20 protein-coding genes are annotated in these 23,022 nt (G+C 38.4%); 11 read left to right on the top strand and 9 right to left on the bottom strand.

Going from position 1 to position 23,022, the window contains the following annotated elements:
- Window positions 1–9: 9 nt before the first annotated feature.
- Together rnpA and rpmH are read right to left on the bottom strand one after the other, a co-directional pair.
- Entirely contained in the window at window positions 10–399 is a 390-nt protein-coding gene (gene rnpA / locus B9T30_RS13290; RefSeq protein WP_086166503.1) for a ribonuclease P protein component, read from the bottom strand.
- Window positions 400–428: 29 nt separating this feature from the next.
- A complete protein-coding gene (gene rpmH, locus B9T30_RS13285; RefSeq protein WP_000831329.1) occupies window positions 429–563 on the bottom strand; it encodes a 50S ribosomal protein L34 in 135 nt (44 codons plus the stop codon).
- Between the two features lie 662 nt (window positions 564–1,225).
- Here rpmH and dnaA point away from each other — a divergent pair.
- The 5 genes from dnaA to B9T30_RS13260 all read left to right on the top strand — a co-directional run bounded on the left by dnaA (window position 1,226) and on the right by B9T30_RS13260 (window position 8,008).
- Window positions 1,226–2,605: a chromosomal replication initiator protein DnaA gene (gene dnaA / locus B9T30_RS13280; RefSeq protein ID WP_086185423.1), complete on the top strand. Its 1,380-nt coding sequence runs from the start codon at window positions 1,226–1,228 to the stop codon at window positions 2,603–2,605.
- A 110-nt stretch (window positions 2,606–2,715) separates the two neighbouring features.
- Window positions 2,716–3,861 carry a DNA polymerase III subunit beta gene (gene dnaN, locus B9T30_RS13275; protein ID WP_086185422.1) on the top strand — a complete coding sequence of 382 codons (1,146 nt, stop codon included), beginning with the start codon at window positions 2,716–2,718 and terminating at the stop codon, window positions 3,859–3,861.
- Between the two features lie 27 nt (window positions 3,862–3,888).
- Window positions 3,889–4,971 carry a DNA replication/repair protein RecF gene (gene recF, locus B9T30_RS13270; RefSeq protein ID WP_086185421.1) on the top strand — a complete coding sequence of 361 codons (1,083 nt, stop codon included), beginning with the start codon at window positions 3,889–3,891 and terminating at the stop codon, window positions 4,969–4,971.
- Window positions 4,972–5,024: 53 nt separating this feature from the next.
- Window positions 5,025–7,496 carry a DNA topoisomerase (ATP-hydrolyzing) subunit B gene (gene gyrB, locus B9T30_RS13265; protein ID WP_086185420.1) on the top strand — a complete coding sequence of 824 codons (2,472 nt, stop codon included), beginning with the start codon at window positions 5,025–5,027 and terminating at the stop codon, window positions 7,494–7,496.
- Between the two features lie 170 nt (window positions 7,497–7,666).
- Window positions 7,667–8,008: a hypothetical protein gene (locus B9T30_RS13260; RefSeq protein WP_086185419.1), complete on the top strand. Its 342-nt coding sequence runs from the start codon at window positions 7,667–7,669 to the stop codon at window positions 8,006–8,008.
- 367 nt (window positions 8,009–8,375) lie between these two features.
- On the opposite strand, the gene B9T30_RS13255 is transcribed toward B9T30_RS13260, so the two are convergent.
- Entirely contained in the window at window positions 8,376–10,310 is a 1,935-nt protein-coding gene (locus tag B9T30_RS13255) for an ATP-binding cassette domain-containing protein (protein WP_086185418.1), read from the bottom strand.
- Between the two features lie 237 nt (window positions 10,311–10,547).
- Between B9T30_RS13255 and B9T30_RS13250 the strand changes: the two genes are divergently transcribed.
- The 4 genes from B9T30_RS13250 (at window position 10,548) to erpA (ending at window position 14,503) form a co-directional block, all read left to right on the top strand.
- On the top strand, window positions 10,548–11,555 hold the full coding sequence (locus B9T30_RS13250; RefSeq protein ID WP_086185417.1) for a putative solute-binding protein: 1,008 nt from the start codon (window positions 10,548–10,550) through the stop codon (window positions 11,553–11,555).
- Between the two features lie 231 nt (window positions 11,556–11,786).
- On the top strand, window positions 11,787–12,797 hold the full coding sequence (locus B9T30_RS13245; protein ID WP_086166510.1) for a putative solute-binding protein: 1,011 nt from the start codon (window positions 11,787–11,789) through the stop codon (window positions 12,795–12,797).
- 242 nt (window positions 12,798–13,039) lie between these two features.
- Entirely contained in the window at window positions 13,040–14,050 is a 1,011-nt protein-coding gene (locus B9T30_RS13240; RefSeq protein ID WP_086185441.1) for a putative solute-binding protein, read from the top strand.
- Between the two features lie 117 nt (window positions 14,051–14,167).
- Entirely contained in the window at window positions 14,168–14,503 is a 336-nt protein-coding gene (gene erpA, locus B9T30_RS13235) for an iron-sulfur cluster insertion protein ErpA (protein ID WP_086166511.1), read from the top strand.
- A gap of 79 nt (window positions 14,504–14,582) precedes the next feature.
- On the opposite strand, the gene B9T30_RS13230 is transcribed toward erpA, so the two are convergent.
- From B9T30_RS13230 to B9T30_RS13210, 5 genes are all read right to left on the bottom strand, one after another.
- Window positions 14,583–14,960 (bottom strand): hypothetical protein, encoded by a 378-nt coding sequence (locus B9T30_RS13230; protein WP_086185440.1) that lies wholly within the window; start codon window positions 14,958–14,960, stop codon window positions 14,583–14,585.
- Between the two features lie 120 nt (window positions 14,961–15,080).
- Window positions 15,081–15,992: a matrixin family metalloprotease gene (locus B9T30_RS13225; RefSeq protein ID WP_086185416.1), complete on the bottom strand. Its 912-nt coding sequence runs from the start codon at window positions 15,990–15,992 to the stop codon at window positions 15,081–15,083.
- A 241-nt stretch (window positions 15,993–16,233) separates the two neighbouring features.
- Complete coding sequence (gene dnaK / locus B9T30_RS13220) at window positions 16,234–18,180, bottom strand: molecular chaperone DnaK (protein WP_086185415.1); 1,947 nt, start codon at window positions 18,178–18,180, stop codon at window positions 16,234–16,236.
- A 120-nt stretch (window positions 18,181–18,300) separates the two neighbouring features.
- A complete protein-coding gene (grpE, locus tag B9T30_RS13215; protein WP_086185414.1) occupies window positions 18,301–18,849 on the bottom strand; it encodes a nucleotide exchange factor GrpE in 549 nt (182 codons plus the stop codon).
- A gap of 615 nt (window positions 18,850–19,464) precedes the next feature.
- The gene (locus B9T30_RS13210) at window positions 19,465–19,962 is read right to left on the bottom strand and encodes a hypothetical protein (RefSeq protein ID WP_086185413.1); all 498 of its coding nucleotides are present in this window, start codon (window positions 19,960–19,962) and stop codon (window positions 19,465–19,467) included.
- 201 nt (window positions 19,963–20,163) lie between these two features.
- On the opposite strand from B9T30_RS13210, the gene B9T30_RS13205 reads away from it, so the two are divergent.
- A complete protein-coding gene (locus B9T30_RS13205) occupies window positions 20,164–21,234 on the top strand; it encodes an alpha/beta hydrolase (RefSeq protein ID WP_086185412.1) in 1,071 nt (356 codons plus the stop codon).
- Window positions 21,235–21,291: 57 nt separating this feature from the next.
- Here the strand turns inward: B9T30_RS13205 and B9T30_RS13200 are convergent, their stop codons facing one another.
- Window positions 21,292–21,960, bottom strand: coding sequence for an acetoacetate decarboxylase family protein (locus tag B9T30_RS13200; protein WP_086185411.1), 669 nt, complete (start codon window positions 21,958–21,960; stop codon window positions 21,292–21,294).
- 101 nt (window positions 21,961–22,061) lie between these two features.
- Between B9T30_RS13200 and B9T30_RS13195 the strand changes: the two genes are divergently transcribed.
- The gene (locus tag B9T30_RS13195) at window positions 22,062–22,631 is read left to right on the top strand and encodes a peptidylprolyl isomerase (protein ID WP_086185410.1); all 570 of its coding nucleotides are present in this window, start codon (window positions 22,062–22,064) and stop codon (window positions 22,629–22,631) included.
- Window positions 22,632–23,022 lie beyond the last annotated feature (391 nt).

Here is a 23,022-nt window from a genome sequence, read left to right as displayed (position 1 = left end):
TGGCCATCTCTACTTTTGTGGGGAGGGAGCTATCTTTTTATGCTTATTGGCAAGGCGTTGCAATTTCTGCCAAGCAAATTGTAATTGCTGCTGCAATTCTGCATTAGGAATTGCTTCAATACCTACTTTAGGCATGACCACAATATCTAATAAATCTAATTGCTGTTGATGTAGGCGAAAACTTTCGCGAGCAAGACGTTTTACTCTATTTCTTTCATGTGCGCGACGCACTTTTTTCTTAGCAACAACAATACCCAAACGACTTGTAGGTTGTTCGGAATTTTTTGCCAAAAATAAGAAATGGGGTTGATGCACTTTAAAAAGCGCACCATCAAACACACTTTTATAATCGGCAGCACAGCGTATACGTACGTCTGTGCTGAAGCCATAAAGTGTCATAACACCCAAAATCGTAATAACTTAACTAATTAAACAGTTAAGCTATGACGACCTTTTGCACGACGACGAGCTAATACTTGACGACCAGCTTTAGTAGCCATACGAGCACGGAAACCATGAACACGCTTACGCTTTAATTCTGATGGTTGAAATGTACGTTTCATATTGAAACTCCAAAAATGATCTTTCTATGAAGGTTCGCGATTCTAGTGCTCATTCAATGAGCTGTCAATCAAAAACAAACTTTCTTGCAAAATAAGTCTTTTTTTTAAAAAATCAAGATCATTCGAATTATTGAATTAATTTCAAGCTGTTTGTATTTTATACACAACACAAACTATTGATTAATAAAACAACATAAGTTATAAACAGAAATATTCACAATATTATCCACAACTTAGTGTTGATAAGATTTATTTGCTGACTTTTGAATTTAAATTTAAAAATATTGAGAGTTATCCCCAAAGCAAAGTGCTCTTATTAATTAAATTCAAATTTATAAATTTAAATTTATTACTATTAGGGAGCTGTTTTTCTGTGGAAAAGCATTTTTTATCTTTATTAACCATAAACTTATCTTGTGGATAAACATGTTTTTATAACTTTATTAAATTGTGGATAACTTTGTGCTATATTTTATCCACAGCTTAGTGGTAAGTTTATCCACACCATGTTTTAAATTTAAATGTAAATTGAAAATTACTTTTTAAAGCGATATTTCGCTAATTTTGCCATGACAGATGTGGATAACTTCGATAGAATGGCGACCCGCTTAGTCGGGCTCAAATAATTTTTTACCAATAAATGGAATAAATAGGGGTTTCACATGCTTTGGACAGACTGTTTAACTCGTTTGCGACAGGAGCTTTCGGGGAATGTCTTTACAATGTGGATTCGCCCTTTGGTTGCTGAAGAGCTTAATGACACATTAAGACTGTATGCACCCAATCCTTATTGGACACGTTATATTCAAGAACATCATCTTGAGTTAATCACGATTTTGGCAGAGCAAATGTCAGAAGGTCGTGTACGTAAAGTTGAAATTTTGGTGGATTCTCGTCCAGGTGCAATTTTGTCAGCCAATGAACAACCCGCTACCACAACGGCTGCACTGCAATCTGCTCCTGCTGCAATTGTTAGGCCACGAAAAGAAAAAGAAGAATCAACGGTAAAAAATAGTCGTAAGCGTTTATTAAACCCATTATTTACTTTTTCATTATTTGTTGAAGGCCGTTCTAACCAAATGGCGGCAGAAACGTGTCGTAAAGTTTTAACGCAATTAGGGGCTTCGCAGCATAATCCCTTATTTTTGTATGGCCCGACAGGTTTAGGTAAAACGCATTTAATGCAGGCTGTGGGGAATGCTTTGTTACAAGCAAAACCAAATGCGCGTGTCATGTATATGACGGCAGAGAGTTTTGTCCAAGATTTTGTCAGTTCTTTACAGCAGGGCAAGGTTGAAGAATTTAAGAAAAATTGTCGCTCTTTAGATTTGTTATTGGTCGATGATATTCATTTGCTTGCGGGTAAAGAAGCCAGTTTGGTCGAATTTTTTTATACCTTTAATGCATTACTTGATGAATCGAAGCAGATTATTTTGACTTCGGATCGTTATCCTAAAGAACTCACGGAACTTGATGCACGTTTAGTTTCACGTTTTTCTTGGGGCTTGTCGGTCGGTGTAGAACCACCCGATATTGAAACCCGGATTGAAATTTTATTGAAAAAAGCCGAAAGCAATGGCGTAGATTTACCGCGTAATTGTGCGTTATTTGTCGCACAACAAGTCGTGGCCAATGTACGTGAGCTTGAAGGTGCACTCAATAAAGTGGTTGCCATTTCTCGTTTTAAAGGCACACCAATTGATTTGGATGTAGTGCGTGAATCATTAAAAGATGTGTTAGCGATTCGTGCAAGAACCATCAGTACTGAAAATATTCAGCGCGTGGTGAGCGAATATTTCCGTATTCCATTAAAAGAAATTGTGGGCCCTAAGCGTACCCGTATTTATGCACGTCCACGTCAGTTGGCCATGGGGCTGGCGCGTGAACTGACAGGGGATAGTTTTCCTGAAATTGGTATGGCATTTGGCGGGCGTGATCACAGTACCGTGATGCATGCCTGTGAGAAAGTACTGAGTCTTCGTGAACAAGATCCGATCTTCAATGAAGACTATAAAAACCTGCAGCGTTTGCTGCAAAGTTGATCTGTTTTGATCAAATTCTATTCTTGCAATGCGGCATATTCTGCCGCATAGTACACTGCTAAAAAATTAGTTAATTGACCTGAAATCTTCAGTTGTTAGAGGAATATGCCGTGCGTTTGAAAATCGCGAAAGAAAGCTTACTTAATGTTCTATCACATGTCGTAGGAGCGGTTGAACGTCGCCATACTTTAAATATTTTATCTAATGTCAAGATTCAAGTAAGCACCGAATCGTTAACCATTACTGGTTCAGATTTAGAAGTAGAATTGGTCGCCAGCACCCATTTGGCTGAGGGTGCATGTTTACAGGTGGGTGAAACAACTGTTCCTGCACGTAAATTGATGGACATCTGTAAATCGTTACCCGCTGCGGCCTTGATAGACCTGCAAATTACTGAAGATCGTTGTATTTTAAAATCGGGCAATAGTCGTTTTGTGTTGGGAACACTGCCTGCTGAAGATTATCCGCTATTAAGCACTGAAAATGCTCAAGGCACGCAAGTGACGGTGACTCAGCGTGAATTAAAACGCTTATTTGAGAAAACGGCTTTTGCGATGGCGGTGCAAGATGTGCGTTTTTATTTAACTGGGACATTGCTTGAAATTGATCAAAATCAACTTCGTGCAGTGACGACAGATGGTCATCGTTTAGCATTATGTGAAACCGCAGCAACGTCAACTGCGACTCAAGCCATTCAAGCCATTGTTCCACGAAAAGCGGTTGCTGAATTACAACGCTTACTTAGTATTGAAGATGAACAATTGTCTTTACTGATTGGTCGTGAATTGTTAAATGTGACCATTAGCATCGCCAGTCGTGACAAAGAACAAGGCAGTATTACGGTTCGTTTTACCACGAAATTGATTGATGGGAAATTCCCCGATTACCGTCGCGTGATTCCACGTGGTGGTGATAAAAATGTATTGATTGCGCATGATGTATTTAAGCAATCGCTACAACGTGTTGCCATTTTAAGTAATGAAAAATTACGTGGTGTGTTTTTAAACTTTGGTGCGGACTGTTTGCAACTTCGTGCCAATAATCCAGAACAAGATGAGGCAATTGAAGATTTAGCGATTCAATATGCTGATGCACCGATGGAAATGTCATTTAATGCACAATATTTGTTGGATGTATTGGGTGCTTTAGATGGTGATGATGTATCGATGACTATGACTGAGGCTAACCAATCTGTATTGGTACACGATCCATCACAACAAGATCAAACCTATGTTGTGATGCCGATGCGTGTTTAATTTGCAGATTTTTGACAAGATCAAACGATGCATATTACGCGTTTAAATATAGAACGTGTTCGAAACTTAAAAACGGTTGCACTTCAAGAGTTGCAGCCGTTTAATGTCTTTTATGGCCCGAATGGTTCTGGGAAAACATCTATTCTTGAAGCCATTCATTTATTGGCGACAGGGCGTTCCTTCCGTACCCATATCCCGAAAAACTATATTCAAAATGAAACAGCCAATGCCATTGTTTTTGCACAGTCTGCCACTGAAAAAATTGGGATGCAAAAATTATTGTCAGGTGAGCAGCTGATTAAAGTTAATGGCGATCATATTGCCACTCAAGGACAATTGGCTAAACTTCTGCCTTTACAACACATCGACCCACAAAGCACCGATATTATTGATCATGGCGCAAAACCACGGCGACAATTGATTGATTGGTTGATGTTCCACGTGGAACCTGAGTTTTATCATGCATGGCAATATTATTCTCGTGCTTTAAAACAACGTAACAGTTTGTTGAAATCGAGACGAAATATCGGTTTGAATGAATTGGAACCGTGGAACAAAATGTTGGCGGAATATGGCGAAATGTTGCATTCACAACGCAGTGGAATCGTCGAGCAATGGAAAGTTTATTTGGAGCAGGATTTAAAGCATTTATTGCCTGATTTAGAGATTCAATTGGAATATAGTGCAGGCTTTCATACCGAACAGGGTTTGCTGAATGACTTAACCGTACATCATCAGAAAGATGTCGATCGACGTTATACTGAATATGGTCCACATCGTGCAGATTTACGTTTAAAAACAACGCTAGGCGATGCTGATGTGGTACTTTCACGGGGGCAAAAAAAGCTGCTGATTATGGCCTTAAAACTGTCACAGATTGCAATGCTGCATGCCTGTAATAAGGAAACTGTGGTATTATTAGATGATCTGACAGCAGAATTAGATTTAACCGCACAGCGACGATTAATTGAGCGATTGAGCCAACTAGGTAGTCAAGTTTTTATTACCACTTTAGAGCATGAATCAGTAAAAAAACATTTACATGATTTGTCTATTTCTTATCAATTATTCAATGTTGAAAACGGTCAAGTTCAAGTTGTTGTGCAATAGTTTTTAGATTTTACCCATCTTTGGATAGACCTTTATTTCACTAGGGAGAAACCATGAGTTCAGAAGATCAAGCTGCTTCTCAAACAGAACAAACCAATGAAAAGGCTTATGATTCCTCTAGTATCAAAGTATTACGTGGCCTAGATGCTGTTCGTAAGCGTCCAGGTATGTATATTGGTGATACTGACGATGGTTCAGGTTTACATCACATGGTGTTTGAGGTGGTCGATAATGCGATTGATGAAGCCTTAGCGGGTCACTGTGATGAAATCTTAGTCACCATCCATGAAGATGAGTCTGTAAGTGTTGCAGATAACGGTCGTGGGATTCCAACGGATATTCACCCTGAAGAAGGGGTATCTGCCGCTGAAGTGATTTTAACCATTCTGCATGCTGGCGGTAAGTTTGATGATAATAGCTATAAAGTTTCCGGTGGTTTACACGGGGTAGGTGTTTCTGTTGTAAATGCCTTGTCGAGTAAATTATTACTGAATATTCGTCGTGCTGGTAAAGTTTTTGAACAAGAATATCATCATGGCGATCCAGTTTATAAATTACGTGAAATTGGTGAAACCACTGAGTCAGGAACAACCGTTCGTTTCTATCCGAGTGAGTTAACCTTCTCTCAAACGATTTTCAATGTCGATATTTTGGCGCGTCGTTTGCGTGAACTTTCATTCTTAAATGCTGGGGTTCGTATTGTATTACGTGATGAACGTATCAATGCTGAACATGTATTTGATTATGAAGGCGGTTTGTCTGAATTTGTAAAATATATCAATCAAGGTAAAACTCACTTAAATGAGATTTTTCATTTTACCAGTGAGGTTGTGGAAACAGGCATTACGGTTGAAGTCGCGTTACAGTGGAATGATAGTTATCAAGAAAATGTTCGTTGCTTTACCAATAACATTCCGCAAAAAGATGGTGGTACGCATTTAGCTGGTTTCCGTGCCGCGTTAACACGTGGTTTAAACCAGTATTTGGATAGTGAAAATATTCTCAAGAAAGAAAAAGTTGCTGTCACAGGTGATGATGCCCGTGAAGGTTTAACCGCAATTGTTTCAGTGAAAGTGCCTGATCCGAAATTCTCATCACAAACCAAAGAAAAATTGGTTTCCAGTGAAGTGAAAACTGCTGTAGAGCAGGCGATGAACAAGTCTTTTTCTGAATATCTTTTAGAAAACCCACAAGCGGCTAAATCAATTGCAGGCAAAATTATTGATGCTGCTCGTGCACGTGATGCTGCGCGTAAAGCACGTGAAATGACACGTCGTAAGAGTGCATTAGATATTGCTGGTCTGCCTGGTAAACTGGCCGATTGCCAAGAAAAAGATCCAGCATTGTCTGAACTTTACTTGGTCGAAGGTGACTCGGCGGGCGGTTCTGCAAAACAGGGTCGTAACCGTAAGATGCAAGCCATTCTTCCGCTTAAGGGTAAAATTTTAAACGTAGAACGTGCGCGTTTTGACAAAATGATTTCCTCTCAGGAAGTGGGCACGCTAATTACTGCACTGGGTTGTGGTATTGGCCGTGAAGAATACAATCCTGATAAATTACGTTATCACAAAATCATCATCATGACCGATGCCGACGTCGATGGTTCGCACATTCGTACGCTACTGTTGACCTTCTTCTTCCGTCAAATGCCAGAACTTGTGGAACGTGGTTATATCTATATTGCCCAGCCACCCTTGTATAAGTTGAAAAAAGGTAAGCAAGAGCAATATCTTAAAGATAATGATGCTTTAGAAACCTATCTTATTTCGAATGCGATTGATGAGCTTGAACTGCATGTAAGTAGCGAAGCTCCAGCGATTCGTGGTGAGTCTCTAGCCAAAGTGATTGCTGATTATCAAACTTCACAAAAAAGTTTAAATCGTTTAACGCTACGTTATCCTGCAAGTTTGCTGGATGGTTTACTGGGTTTAGATGCATTTAAACTTGATCAAAATCATGATGAAGATTATGTAAAACAATGGTCTGAACAGTTACGTGCAGCAATTGAACAACACCAACCAAGTTTGCGTCCTGAAATCACCTTAGAAGCTTTTGAAAAAGAACATGTAGATGGTGAGAAAGTGACGCATTATTGGCCACGTGTAACGGTCTATGTACATAACTTGCCGCATCATTATTTACTTGATTCTGGATTATTTGCTTCAAGTGAATACAAGCGTTTACTGCAAAATTCGAAGAGTTGGTTTACCTTGCTTGAAGATGGTGCTTATTTGCAAAAAGGTGAGCGTAAAATTAATGTCGCCACTTTCCATCAAGTTTGGCAACATATTTTATCCGACTCACGTCGTGGCATGATGATCCAGCGCTATAAAGGTTTGGGTGAGATGAACGCGGAACAGCTTTGGGAAACCACCATGGATCCTGAAAACCGTAACATGTTGCAAGTGACCATTAATGATGCGATTGAAGCAGATCGTATGTTCTCTTGTTTGATGGGAGATGATGTGGAACCACGTCGTGCCTTCATTGAAGAAAATGCTTTAAATGCGGATATTGATGCCTAATGTGTTGATGAGCTAAGTGATAAAAAGCATCCTTCGGGATGCTTTTTTAATGCTATTTTGATTTAAATATGATTAAATTTTAATCATATTTTTTATTAAAATGACTTATTGCTCTGTCATGATGCTTGTAAACACAGGAAATCATTATGCAATATTACGAGGTTAGCACGATGGATAATCAACTAGAAAAGATCCGAGATATTTGGGTGAATGCATTTTTTACCGGAAATTTTGATCTGTTGGCTCAATATGAGCATGCAGATTTCAAAGTGGTGTATGAGCAAGAAGGGCGTGTGGAAGGTACTTTTACCCGTTATGAACGTATTGCGCATGCTGTAAAAAATGGGGTGTGGAAACCGCAAAAACCAGCCATAGAATTTGAAGAGTTTGAATTTGATCGAGATTTGACGCACTGTAAAATTCTCATTGGTTTGGAAAATCAGAAACAAATTCAGGAATTATGGGGCAATCAAGGGGCTTGGAAAATTATAGAACTCAGATTTTTAAGCTGAAAAACGGTATCTAAATAAATAAAAAAGCTGGTTTTATTTCAGTACTTATATGTGGATAAGTTTTATGAGTGGGTTATTCTTGTTTGATGTGCATGTGAAAATTAATTTATCCACAGCTTAAAGTGGGTTTTTATTTTAAATTCAAACGGGTTTTTATGGTTATTGGTCAACACTTTAAATTTAAATATGGCATTTAAATTTAAAGTCTATGGGTTGGTAATTTTTTAAATCATTCTACAGATCCACTGCTTAAAATCAGAATAAAAGGATTATGTAGTAAAATTAAAAAATCGCAGTACAGGTTGAAAATTGTACTGCGATAACAAAATAAGCATTTCTTTAGTTTTGCTTAAGAGTTTATTTTGGCTTATTCGAAAGAGCTTTCCAGTTCTTCCAATTCCATCATTAATTCAAGCATTTGCTCTTCAGCCTGTGCCAATTTTGCTTTTAATTCAGTCTGTTCATTCATCAGTTTAAGCAAATCATCCTTACGGTTTGCTTCATATAGGGTAGTATCCCCCAATAAAACTTCAATTTCTGCTAAGCGTGGCTGAGCTTTGGCAATCTGAACTTCATTTTTTTCAATATTTTTACGAATTGGACGACTTAGTTCACGATTACGTGCCGCTTCTTTACGCTGCGCTTCTTTGTCCAGTTTAGAAATGGTCGGTTTCACTTCAACTTGTGATTTCACGGGTGCAGCAGGTTGTTGCCCAGTTTTCATCATGTCGATACGTGCTTGGCGTAACCATTCTGCATAAGCGGTTAAGTCACCATCAAATTCACGACTTTGACCGCCATGAACCAAGATCAACTCATCACAGACTGAAGCAATCAATTGACGTTCATGCGAAACCAGAACAACGGCACCTTCAAAGTCTTGTAGCGCCATCGTCAGTGCATGACGCATATCTAAGTCTAAATGGTTGGTTGGTTCATCTAGAATTAACACGTTTGGACGTTGCCATACAATCAGGGCTAAGGCCAAACGCGCGCGTTCACCGCCAGAGAAGCTTTCACTTGGCGTGTCCATACGTTCGCCACTAAAACCAAAGCTTCCTAAGAAAGAACGTAAGCTTGCTTCACTGATTTTTCTATCGGCAATACGTGCCAATTGCAACATTGGGCTGGCATTACCATCCAAAGCATCCATTTGATGCTGGGCAAAATAGCCAATATTCAGCAGTTCAGAATCTTTACGCGTCCCTTGTAATAATTTTAAATCGCCAACCAGTGATTTAATCAGGGTTGATTTACCCGCACCATTCATCCCCAATAAACCAATTCGACTGGTTGGCGTAATTTGTAGGCTAACATTGGTCACAATCAGTTTTTCACCGTAACCAATATCTGCATTTTCAAGTTCAAGTAAAGGTGAACTCATTTTCGTTGGTTCACGGAAACTAAAGGTGAAAGGTGTATCGACATGTGCAGCAGAAAGTTCCTGCATACGTTCCAGTTGCTTAATTCGGCTTTGCGCTTGTTTGGCTTTGGTGGCTTGTGCTTTAAAGCGGTCGATATATTTTTGCAAATGTGCACGTGTTTCTAATTGCTTTTCATAAGCTTGTTGTTGTTGTGCTAAACGCTCACTACGAGTACGTTCGAAAGTCGAATAGTTGCCAGTATATAAAATCAGTTCTTGATTTTCGATATGTAAAATATGATCGGTAATTGCATCTAAGAAATCACGGTCATGTGAAATAAGAACCAAAGTTCCTTCGTAGGCTTTCAACCAATCTTCTAACCAAAGAATCGCATCTAAGTCTAAATGGTTGGTTGGTTCATCAAGCAGTAATAAATCTGAACGGCTCATGAGGGTACGCGCAAGGTTCAGACGCATACGCCAACCGCCCGAGAAGCTTGAAACATCGAGTTGTGATTGATGTTCAAAGAAACCTAAACCTGCCATGAGTTGTGATGCTTTAGAGGATGCTGAATAGCCATTAATTTCATCAAAGCGACCATATAAATGCGCTAGTTCATCATCACTTAAGCTGTCAGGATGATCCAGTTTGTTCTGAATTTCCCAATATTCTTCATCACCAGACAAAACAAAATCAATTGCTTTCATTTCTAAAGCTTTGATTTCTTGTGCCATATGAGCGACGGTCCACACGGCAGGACGGGTTAAAGAACCACTGTCTGATTCCATGCCGCCAAGGAGTGCATTAAATAATGTTGATTTTCCTGCACCATTGACACCTGTTAAGCCAATTTTCCATCCCGGATGTAGCTGCATGGATGCTTTTTGAAATAAAACACGTCCACCGCGACGTATAGAAAGTTGATCTAACTGAATCATTGAAATATCTAAATGAGAAGAATGGTGCGCGTATTCTAAAGGAAGCTACTCAGAAAAGAAAAAATCTGAGGCATTATTCTTTGATAAAGGGGATTCTTTGCGTAAATAAATAAAAATGTGACAAGTTGTTTAAAAAATAACCTTTCGTCAGAAATGAAATCAAAGCTCTATTTTTGCCCTTAAAACAACACTATAGTTATTTTTAGAGGAGTAATTAAAAAAGAATAAGGAAAGATGATGAAAAAAGGAATTTGGTTGGTATCAACGGGACTGTTATTGAGCTGTTCAAGTTTGGCTCAAGCAAAACAAGATATATGTGTGTTTGACCTACTGGGAAAAGCGGGTGAATCTTATAAAATGATGGAGGAGTGGGCACTCGCTGCAAAAGTATGGAATGCGGATGTCCGATTAATTGCGTATCAAAATGAAGAAAAAGCAGATAACGATTTTAAAAATGGAAAATGTGATGCCATTTATATGACCACCATGCGGGCACGTGCATATAATAAATTTGCAGGTTCTATTGATGCTTTAGGGGGTGTTCCCAGTAATGCGATTGCGCATAAAGCCATCATTTATGTGCTAGACAAAAGAAATATTAAAAGATTAAAAACAACCATTGATAATGTGCAATATGAAGTGGGGGGGATTGGACAAATTGGGCCTGCATACATTTTCGTTAAAGATCGCAATATTAATACGATTGAAAAAGCGGCAGGGAAAAAATTTGCCGTTTTAGAATATGATAAAGCACAAATTGCCATGGTCAAACGAGTGGGTGCGACTCCTGTTTTGTCAGATGTTTCGGATTTTGTCAGTAAGTTTAATAAAGGGCAAGTTGAGATGGTCGGTGCCCCCGCTTATGCATTTAAACCTTTAGAAATGGATAAAGGTTTAGGTACGAATGGGGCATTATTTAACTTTCCAGTGCTGAATGTGACTGCCGATTTAATTTTTAATACCGAAAAATTTCCAAGCAATTTGGGCATTCAATCGAGAGATTGGTTTATTAAACAATTACCTCGTCAATTTGCGATGGTGAAACGCTTAGAAGAGGGGATTCCTGCAAAATATCGCATGCAATTATCCAAAGAAGAAAAAGAAAAATATCAAAAATTATTAAGAGATGGTCGTATCGAACTAACCAAGCAAGGCATTTATGATGCTTCGATGATGACGGTACTGAAAAAAGCCCGTTGTACTGTAGAGCGAACCAATTTTGAATGTTCTTTAGGGGGCGAATAAACCTGCTCCGCAAACGAATTGTAAAATAACGCAAATTTTTTGCGGATTAGGTCATAATTTTTGTTATATAAGTTTATGATTTTATTTTAAATTTATAAAATTAAAAAAAATTGACCTACAGAACATAAAAAAATGGAGCAAATGCTCTATTTTTTTATTGTGAACTTGCTTAATATTTATGGCGTGAATGGACATTCGTCAAACAACAAGATTCTAAAAAGGACCGCCACAATGAAAAAAACGATTCTCGCATTAGCTGCATTTTCTGCTGTAGGTTTAGCGACGACAGCTCAGGCAGCTAAAGTAGATGTATGTGTATTTGACTTACTGGGTAAATCTGGTGAATCTTATCAAATGGCTCAGGAATGGGCGCTTGCTGCCAAAGGATGGGGAGCAGAAATTAATTTAATTCCACGCCAAGATGAAGCTGTTGCTGATAATGACTTTAAAGCAGGCAAATGTGATGGCGTTTTTATGACGGCGATGCGTGCACGTCAATACAATAAATTTGTAGGTTCTATTGATGCTTTAGGTGGTGCACCAAGCAACACGATTGCACAACGTGCGATTACTTTTGCACTTGATCAACGTAATGCGCCGAAAATGGTCAGTAATTTAGGCGGTAAAAAGTATGAAGTTGCTGGTATTGCGCCTTTAGGCTCGGCTTTTATTTTTGTACGTGATAAAAAGATTGATTCGATTGAAAAAGCAGCGGGTAAAAAATTTGCTGTATTAGGTTATGACGATGCACAAAAAATTATGGTGCAACGTGTTGGTGCACAAGCGGTTATTTCTGACGTTTCTAACTTTGTAGCCAAGTTCAACAATGGTCAGGTGGATATGGTGGGAGCACCTGCTTATGCGTATAAACCTTTAGAAATTTATAAAGGTTTAGGCTCAAATGGTGCGATGTTTAATTTCCCTGTATTACAAGTCACAGCCGATTTTATTATCCGTCCAGATCAATTCCCAGCAGGCTTTGGACAAAAATCGCGTGATTGGTTCGTGAAAAATTTACCGAAAAGTTTTGCCATGATTAACCGTCTTGAGACCAGTATTCCTGCCAAGTTTAAAATGAACTTAACCGCTGAAGATAAAACCAAATATCAAAAACTTCTTCGTGAAGGTCGTATGGATATGACCAAACGTGGAATTTATGATGTTGGCATGATGGGCGTATTGAAAAAAGCACGTTGCTCTGTCGATAAAGCCAATTTTGAATGTTCACTTGGTGGTGAATAGTATTGATTTTTAAAAATAAAGCCTAGATTAAATCTAGGCTTTTTTGTCGAATTAAATCTGTCATTTTTGCCATTGTTGTCAGCTCAAAAAAGCGTAGTCTTAAAAAATGGTGATAAAAATTTTATCATAAAAATGAAATCAAGGATTACGCTTGTGATTCACGATTAATAGATAAATAAAAACTCAAAAAGCTTCAATCTCAGATTGAATGAAAACAAAGAAACAAGGAAGAAAAAATCATGATGCCATGGTCTAAAACACTGCTGCTGGGTATGAGTTTGTGTGCCGTAACAGGTATTGCTCAAGCAAAACAAGTAATGTGTGTATTTGATTTAGTCGGTAAAAGTGGCGATGTTTTTACCCTGATGAAAGACTATCAACTTGCAGCCAAAAATTGGGGTGCAGATATTGAATTACGTGTGGGTCAAAACGAAGCGGTCATTGCTGAAGACTTTAAAGCGGGTAAATGTGATGCAATTAGTGTCACAGGAATGCGCGGTCGTCAGTTCAATGATTTTACTGGTTCTTTAGATGCGATTGGTGCGATTCCCGATTTAAAACTTGCGGTCAAAGTAATGCAAGGTCTAGCCAGTCCAACTTTTGCTAAACATATGGTACACGGCAAATATGAAGTGGTGGGGGTGATACCCGTCGGTGATGCTTATCTAATGGTCAATGACCGAAATATCAATACTGTGGCGAAAGCAGCAGGCAAAAAAATTGCAGTCTTAGATTATGATGAAGCACAAAAAATTATGGTTCAGCAAATTGGTGCACAGGCAGTCAGTGCGGATGTCACCAACTTTGGTGCCAAATTTAACAATGGTCAGGTCGATATTATTGGCGCACCTGCCGCTGTATTTAAACCTTTAGAGTTACATAAAGGATTAGGCAGTAAAGGCGCTATTGTGAATTATCCAATTTTACAAGTCACAGGTAACCTCATTATTCGTCCAGATAAATTTCCTGCTGGTTATGGGCAAAAATCACGTGAATGGGTGAAAAGTCAGTTGCCTCGTGCTTTTGGTATTTTAGGTAAAATGAAATCAGATATTCCACAAAAATATTGGATGCAAGTTCCTAGCGCAGATAAACCGGGTTATCAAAAATTGATGCGCGAATCACGTGTCGATTTAACCAAACGTGGGATTTATGATAAACGGATGATGAAATTATTATGGCAATTCCGTTGTAAGGAAGACCCAAAAAATTTCGAATGTAGTCTTCAAGATGAGAACTACAAACAATCTTGATAAAAATACTCAGATTTAACTTTAAATCTTCAAAGACTGACCATATATTGGGTATGATATACTTGAATTATGGTCTTTATCTTTTAAAGACATCTGAATTGAACAGAGGAATCCAACATGAATGCCCAAACTTTGGTGCTGACCGACAATGCTGCGAATAAAGTACGCCAATTGCGTGATAGTGAAGGCAACCAAGAATTAATGTTACGCGTTTATGTTACAGGTGGCGGTTGTTCAGGTTTTTCTTACGGTTTTAACTTCGCTGAAAGCATGAATGAAGATGATGCTGAATTTATCAATGGCGATGTAAAAATGCTGGTGGATTCTTTAAGCTATCAATATCTTGTAGGCTCAGCAGTCGACTATATTGAAGGCTTGGAAGGTTCACGTTTTGTTGTGCAAAATCCAAATGCAACAACAACCTGTGGTTGTGGTTCATCTTTCTCGATTTAATAAAAAGTTTGAAAAAGCCCTCATTTTTTGAGGGCTTTTTATTGAAAATAGCATGTATGATGGCGTTAACAATAAATCATTAGGCTTCTAATTTAGCAGCTTCTAAAATATCAAAAACAACGGTTGTCACGTCTTGGCTTAAATCACGATTGTTGAAAATTTCATGTGCTGAAATGGTGACATCTGTATCACTTGGCAGTAAGCGTTGTTCTTCTTCAATCAAATGTTGAATGGGTAATAAGGTGTGTTTGATTTCCAAATGAAGAATATCGCTGAATTCAAGGTTTTCATCTTCTAATTCAATCAATTGTTCATTCAAAAAGGGTAATAAAATTGAATGGAGGTAAGGTTGAATCTCAAGAATATCAAAGATTTCGATCTCACGTGTTTGCTCAATCGTACTAATGTGATCATTCATTTCAATCAGAATATGGTAGTAACTCACACGCGTCTCCAGAGATTTTATCTTGTTATTTCTGTACATCACAATAACATGAAATGCACGCTATTTCCGTTCTATTATTATGCATATACTTATAAAAAGTAAGGGATTTTTACATTGTATCTCAGTCGCTGCTTAACGGGCATCTAACAAAGCTAAATCGGCAGGGGTCAGGCTGAAATTTTGCATATTTTGATCCTTCATCATTGGATACATTAGTGCGACGGGGTCTTGATTATGTTTTAAACCCAGCGCATGTCCAAATTCATGTGCGAGGGTAAGACGTAAATCATCTTTGGATGAAAACTCATAAATATTAATTTGTTTGCCATTAAACAGTCCTTTATCAAATAACCGAGCTTGAAAGCGTTGATTAAATTGATCAATAGATTGATTTAATTGGTTGTTAATTTGATTGAGTTCGCTCACCTGATTATTTAAGTGTTGAATTTTTTGGTTGTACAGATTGATTTCTTGTTCTAGCGCAAAGATTTGTTGTTGGAGTTGATGACGTTGTTGTATAAACAGATCACGCTGTGAGGGATGGATACTCCCATTTTGATTCATCATGGCAATTTGCTGATTATATTGGTGTAATTGAGCATCTAGTTGTATTTTTTTAGTGTCGAGTAGGATATTGGCACGATCTATCTCATCTTTAAGTTGCTTGAGGTTTTGATTTTTATTTGACCAAATTTGCTGATTTTGTTCAATATTACCTAGTTGTTGACGGCGTTGATTTGATTCATCTTGGCGCTCATCGTAGATTAAATGAATCGTAAGTTTGGCATTCGGGTCATAAATAAAATAATCATTGCCTGTCCCTATTTTCCAAATATCGGTGGCTTGTTGACTCAGTTGTATGACCTCGTCTTTGCTTAAACCAAAACGTGGGTCAACTTCGGCAATACGATAACGTAAGCGCATATCGAAAGGATGCTTAAGTCGATCAGATACTGCGTTATAGCGAAGTTGATGGTGCTGATGTGTTTGATAGGTTATCAACAACAACCAAATAACGGTAAGAATCAGGCTGAGCATACGCATAAAATTGATTAATCTAGATCACTGGATTTGAGAGCAATAGAGAGATGGATTGGATCAATAAGCGTACGAGCTAATTTCTCTGAAAGTAGCAATATTTTGATTAAAGTATTCATTTTACCCATTCTTGAAAATATTTTATTTTGTTGATGACTTTAGCAAAAAGCATGATTGAATACATTAAAAATGAACATAAAAAACCGCGCTTACGCGCGGTTTTTTATGACTTAATTAAAGTGACAAATTATTTTTTGTCATCTTTAACTTCAGTGAACTCAGCATCTACAACGCCGTCATCCGCTTTTTGTTGTTGACCCGCATCACCACCTTGGAATGCATTTGGATCAAAACCTTCCGCACCGCCTTGAGCACCTTGCGCTGCTTCATAAGCACGTTGGCTAATTGGCATAATGATGTTTTGTAAAGCTTCAGTTTTCGCTTTGATTTCTTCTACATCATTTTCTTTAGTAGACGCTTCAAGCTCAGCAACCGCAGTTTCAATCGCTGTTTTTTCGTCAGCAGTCACTTGCTCACCAAGATCTTTCACTGCTTTTTGAGAAGAAGACACTAATGCATCAGCTTCGTTACGTGCTTTCGCGAGTTCTTCGAACTTACGATCTTCTTCAGCATTCATTTCAGCATCTTTAATCATCGCTTCAATTTCAGCATCGCTCAAACCTGAGTTTGCTTTAATCTGGATCGATTGCTCTTTACCCGTGCTCTTGTCTTTTGCAGACACTTTCAAGATACCATCGGCGTTGATGTCGAAAGATACTTCAATTTGTGGCACACCACGTGGTGCAGGTGGAATGTCGCCCAATTGGAAGTTACCCAACAATTTGTTTTGCTGTGCCATTTTACGTTCGCCTTGGAACACAGAAATGTCTACAGCAGGTTGGTTGTCAGCAGCAGTTGAGAACACTTGAGATTTCTTCGCAGGAATCGTGGTGTTTTTCTCAATAATTGCAGTTAACACACCGCCCATGGTTTCAATACCAAGTGTCAGTGGTGTTACGTCAAGTAAAAGTACGTCAGTTTTGTCACCAGACAATACCGCACCTTGAATCGCAGCACCCATGGCTACAGCTTCGTCAGGGTTCACGTCTTTACGTGGCTCTTTACCGAAGAATTCTTGTACTTTCTGTTGAACCATTGGCATACGTGATTGACCACCGACCAAGATTACGTCAGAGATGTCGCTTGTTGAAAGACCAGCATCTTTAAGCGCAATACGGCAAGGTTCAATGGTACGAGCAACAAGATCAGCCACTAAGCCTTCAAGTTTTGCACGTGTTACGTTGATCACTAAATGTTTAGGACCAGTCGCATCAGCCGTGATGTATGGAAGGTTAATTTCCGTTGCATTTGACGAAGAAAGCTCGATTTTTGCTTTTTCAGCTGCTTCTTTCAAACGTTGTAATGCAAGTGGATCTTGTTTTAAGTTGAAGCTTTGTTCTTTCTTGAACTCTTCAACTAAGTATTCGATTAAAGCGTTATCGAAGTCTTCACCACCAAGGAATGTATCACCATTGGTCGACAATACTTCAATTTGTTGGTCGCCATCTAAGTCAGCGATTTCAATGATTGATACGTCAAAAGTACCACCACCTAAGTCGTAAACTGCGATTTTACGGTCGCCTTCTTTTTTGTCCATACCGAACGCAAGTGCAGCAGCCGTTGGTTCGTTGATGATACGTTTAACTTCTAAACCTGCGATTTTACCTGCATCTTTAGTCGCTTGACGCTGCGCATCATTGAAGTAAGCAGGAACAGTAATCACGGCTTCAGTAACGGTTTCACCTAAATAGTCTTCAGCAGTTTTTTTCATCTTTTTCAAGATTTCAGCTGAAACTTGTTGTGGTGCGAGTTTTTTATCGTTCACATCAACCCAAGCATCACCATTGTCTGCTTGGATGATTTTGTAAGGTACAAGACCAATGTCTTTTTGTACTGCTTGGTCTTGGTACTTACGACCGATCAAACGCTTGATGGCATACAAGGTATTTTTTGGATTCGTTACTGCTTGACGTTTCGCAGATTGACCAATCAGAATTTCACCATCTTTGTATGCAACAATTGATGGGGTAGTACGCGTACCTTCTGCATTTTCGATTACTTTAACTTTGTCGCCTTCAAGTACAGCGACACAAGAGTTTGTTGTACCTAAATCGATACCAATGATTTTAGCCATTTGGATGTTTCCTCTAAATTTTTTACAATGTTTTTTGCTTGTTATCCGATATGAGAGCCATTCAAATTTTTTCAAGTTCTTTAAACGAAAAAAATAGAAAAACTCTCGAATTTCTTTACTTTATTGACCCACTAAGACCATTGCAGGGCGAAGTAAACGGTTTGATAAGGTATAACCCTTTTGTAATACAGTACCGATTTCACCTGCTTTAGCATCGGGTGCGATACCCACTGCTTGGTGTAAATCTGCATTAAAACCGTTATTCATATCCACTTCTACTACACCGAATTTTTCCAGTGTATGTAGCAAGGATTTCAACGTAAGTTGCACACCTTCAAGTAATGCTGATTCCGTGTCACCTGCAGCTTGAATTGCGCGTTCTAAATTATCAACCGAGTCGAGTAGCTCTTTCGCGAACTTCTCAATCACAGTTTCTTTGTGCTTTTCAGCATCACGTTGAATACGTTCCACACTTTTTTGAGCTTCGTATACAGCATTGGCTGTACGTGCTTTTTCAAGTTTTAAACTTTCTTCCAAGTTTTTAATTTGTGTTTGTAAATCTTCAACTGAAACGGCAGTTTGCTCTGTTTCAGCTTGAGTTTGTGCTGTTTGTTGATCAGCTTGCTCTTGCCCAAGATCTTGAGCTTGTTCGTTTTGCTCAGTTGCCATAGATTTACTCCGTTTAAATGGGTTCTTAAACATGCACAGTCCTTTTGGCTGCAGTGTTAACTGGGTTAATCCTGAACTGCCATGAGTGATAAAATTCATGATTAATACAGAGGTCGGGGCAAGCGATAAAAATTCAAGCGAGACAAGCAATTAAATCTGTTTAATTTGATGAAAAGCGTTAAAAAATACCGTTTTTCGAGCAATTGGGTAAAAATGATTGGATTATTGATGCTTAGCTTGATGTTATGGATAAAATAATAACCCGCTTGAAAAAGCCCAAGGACATCAGCTGCTGAGTGATCACCTTAAGGGCAACCCGAAAATGGCAGTACACGCCATACTTATTATAAGCAGAGACAATTTCCCCACTCTTGCAGACCCTGCTTAAATCTTGCAACAAATTCAAAAATAAAAAGTCTTCACATTAAAAGATGCACTTCGAGTTCATCGCGGTAAATATTATGGTGGTTACTGTTAACAAAAATTTAATTCCGAAACAGAGTGCTGCATCATCGTGAACAGTAACAAGTTTAAAATTTTGTGATCGTGATTTGTGTTAATGAATAAAAAAATGCCCAGTAAAAAAGGGCATTCAATGGCGTAGATAAAAAGATTTTAATCGTCGTGACGATGACGTTGCTGTTTATCATAATCTCGACGAGGTTCATCCCAACGGTTTTTTTGAGATTGATCTTGCTGTTGTATTTTTTGACGATTTTTCAAATCTGATTTTTCGCGTTGTTGGTCAATCCGTTGGCGTTCACGTTGCTTCGCATCCCAACCCGATGAATTCGGTTGATTTTGTTCAGCGTACTTACGTTGTTCACGTTTTTTGCGATCCCAATCTAACTGTTTTTGACGATTTTGTTCCCATTGACGACGTTCAAGTTCACGCTTTTGACGTTCTAGCTCTAAACGGTTTTGTCGTTGTTGATATTCCCAATGTTGACGATTACGCTCACGATCATAGCGATAGTCATAATCTCGATCATAATGACGGTCGGAGCGATTGTCATAACGTCCAGCGTAATAACCGTCATTTTCAGGGAATGCTACGCAACCTACAGTTAAAAATGTGGTTGCTAAAGCCAGTAGCATGAGTTTTTTAGCCATAGCCTATATCCTTCTTTTTAAGGAGTAGCAAAAACACTCCGAAATATACGTGGAAATTGTCAATGACAAGGTATAAAAAGAAGATTAGCGTATGAATGGTTTTACTGTGTATATAGATGATTAGACTTCTATAAGATTATGGTCACTTATAAGCCGATCATGTAGAAAATATGAAGAATATAAAAAAAGGAAGGTGCATGAATGGTTGCTTTTAATCAAACGCTACAGACGATCATCGAAAAAGGACAAGGCATCGCAGCCCGCACTTTAGATCGCTTGCCGAGCCTTGCGCAAGAGTCTTTGGTTAAAGTTTTAGGCTATCCCTATCAATATCCTGAGCTTGACCCATTAATCAAATGCATGATGGCTGTACAGTTAAAACAAGGCAATCGTGGTTTTATTGGTGCAGATGTCATTCGTGCCCGTAAAGCCTTTGACTTGCAAATGCAGTCGATTAAGAGCAAACCAACCCCTGTGAAGCAAGTCGAAGATATACGTTTGCCTTTACACAGCGGCACGATCTTCGCGCGACATTATCATCCTGCCCCAAGTAAAAAACTGCCGATGATTGTGTTTTATCATGGTGGTGGTTTTGTCGTGGGAGGGCTAGATAGTCATGATGAGGTGTGTCGTTTACTTGCTGTGTATGCGAAAGTGCAGGTTTTAAGTATTGACTATCCATTAGCACCCGAAACCAGTCCAATAAAATTAATTCAAACCTGTGAAGATGCCTTGGCATGGGTCTATCAAAATAGAAAACAGTTTAAAATTTTAAAAAATAGAATTTCAGTTGCTGGCGATAGCGCAGGGGGGAATATTAGTACGGTGGTTGCACAGCGTAGTGCCCATAAAGTATATGCACCTCAAGCCCAATTGCTGCTCTATCCCGTTGTTGATTTTAAAAGTCGTCATCCATCGTTCTATGCCTATAAAGATGGTTTGCTTCTGACCGGAGAGGATATTGATTTTGTGACGCACTATTATGCAGAACAGCATCAAGTGGAATTAGATGATCCGATTATTTCTCCCACCTATGGTAAACACGATAAATTACCGCCTGCATACGTGATTACAGCGGGTCATGATGTATTACATGATGAAGGTGAAATTTATGCCTATAAACTACGGCATCGTGGCGTGAAAGTACATTACCAAGAATATAATGATCAACCGCATGGTTTCATCAATCTCACCCCAATTTCTTCTCGCGCTAAAAAGCATTTTATTGAAATTAGTAAGAACTATAGAAAGTTTTGGGATAAACACGCTTAAGCTTTTTTCTCAATTGATGTATCAATAGGACAAGGTGTTTCACGTGAAACACCTTTTTTATTTATTTTCAATTTTGGCTTTGGGGAGCGTCAGTTGAAATTCGGGCACATAAAAACTGTGTAAATACTTCGCTTGAGAAAAATCAGGGAAGATGTCGAGCGTATTTTTCCATGCGACTTGTTTAAGTTTACATAGCTTGCCGCGAAATTGAGGACTGAATTGATAATGTAAACCTTGCCATGTTTGTTGGATGTTTAACAGTCGGGCGGGTAAATGATGACTATTGATATAAAAAGTTTGGCTATGTTTGTACTTATACAGACACAAACTCATTTCTTGTTGTTCAAATGAAATGGTGCAATACACCACATCATCTTTGATTACCCATTCAAATTGGGCAAGTTGTTTTGGAATGCCCCAAAAATATTGACCATGAACAACAGATGCCTCGGTCGACACATAAATTTTAGCAATGGAAGATAAGTGTCTTTTACTGATTAAGGGGTGGTCTAAAAGGAGCAGTTCATCATATGGGCCAATAGGGGACTCATGATAACGGATCAATATGATCTGTACCACTCGACCAATTGGAGAGGGGGCAATGTGAAAAGCGTGATTGTGTTTAATAAAGTTTGGCGTTAACCAATAATTCAAAATAAAAGCATCACCATGTAAATGCCAAGGCGGATCATGATGAAAAGTCACTGTACTTAATGCTTCATTCATTGTAATTCTCATTTATCCCAAAAAGAGATACTGTTTTATTTATATTGAAAGATTAATATATAGTCATTCACAATGACAACTTGAAATAGAAGAGTAAAGAAATGTTAAAACAAACCCTATTCGCTGTAGGTGCTATATGTATAAGTTTACAAGCGATGGCTGCAAATAGCATTGTAGAAATGAAAACATCAATGGGAAATATTGAAATAGAACTTTTTAATGACAAAGCGCCTATTTCAGCAAAAAACTTTGAAGGCTATATAAAAGATAACTTCTATAATGGCACCATTTTTCACCGCGTTATTCCAGGCTTTATGATTCAGGGCGGTGGCATGGATGCCAAAATGGCAGAAAAACAAACTAAAGCTCCTATCCAAAATGAATCTTATAATGGTTTGAAAAATGTACGTGGCACTTTAGCGATGGCACGTACCAACAATCCTAATTCAGCCAGTAGCCAATTCTTCATTAATACCGTAGATAACGACTTCTTAAATAAAAGTCAGATGAATGCAGGTTATGCCGTGTTTGGTAAAGTGACCAAAGGTATGGATGTAGTCGATAAAATTACTAAAGTTCCAACGGCAAACTTCGGTATGCACCAAAATGTACCGCAACAGGCTGTAAAAATTGTGAGTGTGAGTATTAAACCAGCAGTAGTGAAAAATTAATAAAAAAATAAAGCAGAAATATTTTGGTCATGTTTTTGCTTTAAAATTAGATATTTATACTTAAGACAGAGTAAAAATGAGCCAAAATAGTGCATAAAAATGCAACACTCGATAAAACAGTCAGTTAAAAGCGCTTGCGTGTGTACGAAATTGCCCTATACTGTGCTCATCCCGACGAGATAGCCGGAAACAAACGAAGCACGAAGTGCAGAGTTGTTAAGGAATATCAAGTTGAGCGACTTAATTACTGACGAAGTATTAAGAAGATCATTAAGAGATTATGAAGAACAACTTGTGTGGATTTTTACTGGTTGATTGATCGAAATTATTTTCATTGATTGATGGTAGAAATTACTCGAAGTTTATTTGAGAAATATTTGTCAGAAAATTG

The sequence above is a fragment of the Acinetobacter sp. ANC 4973 genome, from assembly GCF_002135275.1.
Classification (GTDB): domain Bacteria; phylum Pseudomonadota; class Gammaproteobacteria; order Pseudomonadales; family Moraxellaceae; genus Acinetobacter; species Acinetobacter kyonggiensis.
This window is presented reverse-complemented; position numbering and strand designations above follow the sequence as displayed.

Bases quoted from the DNA above. Each gene is read 5' to 3' on its own strand.
- rnpA (WP_086166503.1), bottom strand. From the start codon at position 399: ATGACACTTTATGGCTTCAGCACAGACGTACGTATACGCTGTGCTGCC.
- rpmH (WP_000831329.1), bottom strand. From the start codon at position 563: ATGAAACGTACATTTCAACCATCAGAATTAAAGCGTAAGCGTGTTCAT.
- dnaA (WP_086185423.1), top strand. From the start codon at position 1,226: ATGCTTTGGACAGACTGTTTAACTCGTTTGCGACAGGAGCTTTCGGGG.
- recF (WP_086185421.1), top strand. From the start codon at position 3,889: ATGCATATTACGCGTTTAAATATAGAACGTGTTCGAAACTTAAAAACG.
- gyrB (WP_086185420.1), top strand. From the start codon at position 5,025: ATGAGTTCAGAAGATCAAGCTGCTTCTCAAACAGAACAAACCAATGAA.
- B9T30_RS13260 (WP_086185419.1), top strand. From the start codon at position 7,667: ATGGATAATCAACTAGAAAAGATCCGAGATATTTGGGTGAATGCATTT.
- B9T30_RS13255 (WP_086185418.1), bottom strand. From the start codon at position 10,310: ATGATTCAGTTAGATCAACTTTCTATACGTCGCGGTGGACGTGTTTTA.
- B9T30_RS13250 (WP_086185417.1), top strand. From the start codon at position 10,548: ATGAAAAAAGGAATTTGGTTGGTATCAACGGGACTGTTATTGAGCTGT.
- B9T30_RS13245 (WP_086166510.1), top strand. From the start codon at position 11,787: ATGAAAAAAACGATTCTCGCATTAGCTGCATTTTCTGCTGTAGGTTTA.
- B9T30_RS13240 (WP_086185441.1), top strand. From the start codon at position 13,040: ATGCCATGGTCTAAAACACTGCTGCTGGGTATGAGTTTGTGTGCCGTA.
- erpA (WP_086166511.1), top strand. From the start codon at position 14,168: ATGAATGCCCAAACTTTGGTGCTGACCGACAATGCTGCGAATAAAGTA.
- B9T30_RS13225 (WP_086185416.1), bottom strand. From the start codon at position 15,992: ATGCGTATGCTCAGCCTGATTCTTACCGTTATTTGGTTGTTGTTGATA.
- dnaK (WP_086185415.1), bottom strand. From the start codon at position 18,180: ATGGCTAAAATCATTGGTATCGATTTAGGTACAACAAACTCTTGTGTC.
- grpE (WP_086185414.1), bottom strand. From the start codon at position 18,849: ATGGCAACTGAGCAAAACGAACAAGCTCAAGATCTTGGGCAAGAGCAA.
- B9T30_RS13210 (WP_086185413.1), bottom strand. From the start codon at position 19,962: ATGGCTAAAAAACTCATGCTACTGGCTTTAGCAACCACATTTTTAACT.
- B9T30_RS13205 (WP_086185412.1), top strand. From the start codon at position 20,164: ATGGTTGCTTTTAATCAAACGCTACAGACGATCATCGAAAAAGGACAA.
- B9T30_RS13200 (WP_086185411.1), bottom strand. From the start codon at position 21,960: ATGAATGAAGCATTAAGTACAGTGACTTTTCATCATGATCCGCCTTGG.
- B9T30_RS13195 (WP_086185410.1), top strand. From the start codon at position 22,062: ATGTTAAAACAAACCCTATTCGCTGTAGGTGCTATATGTATAAGTTTA.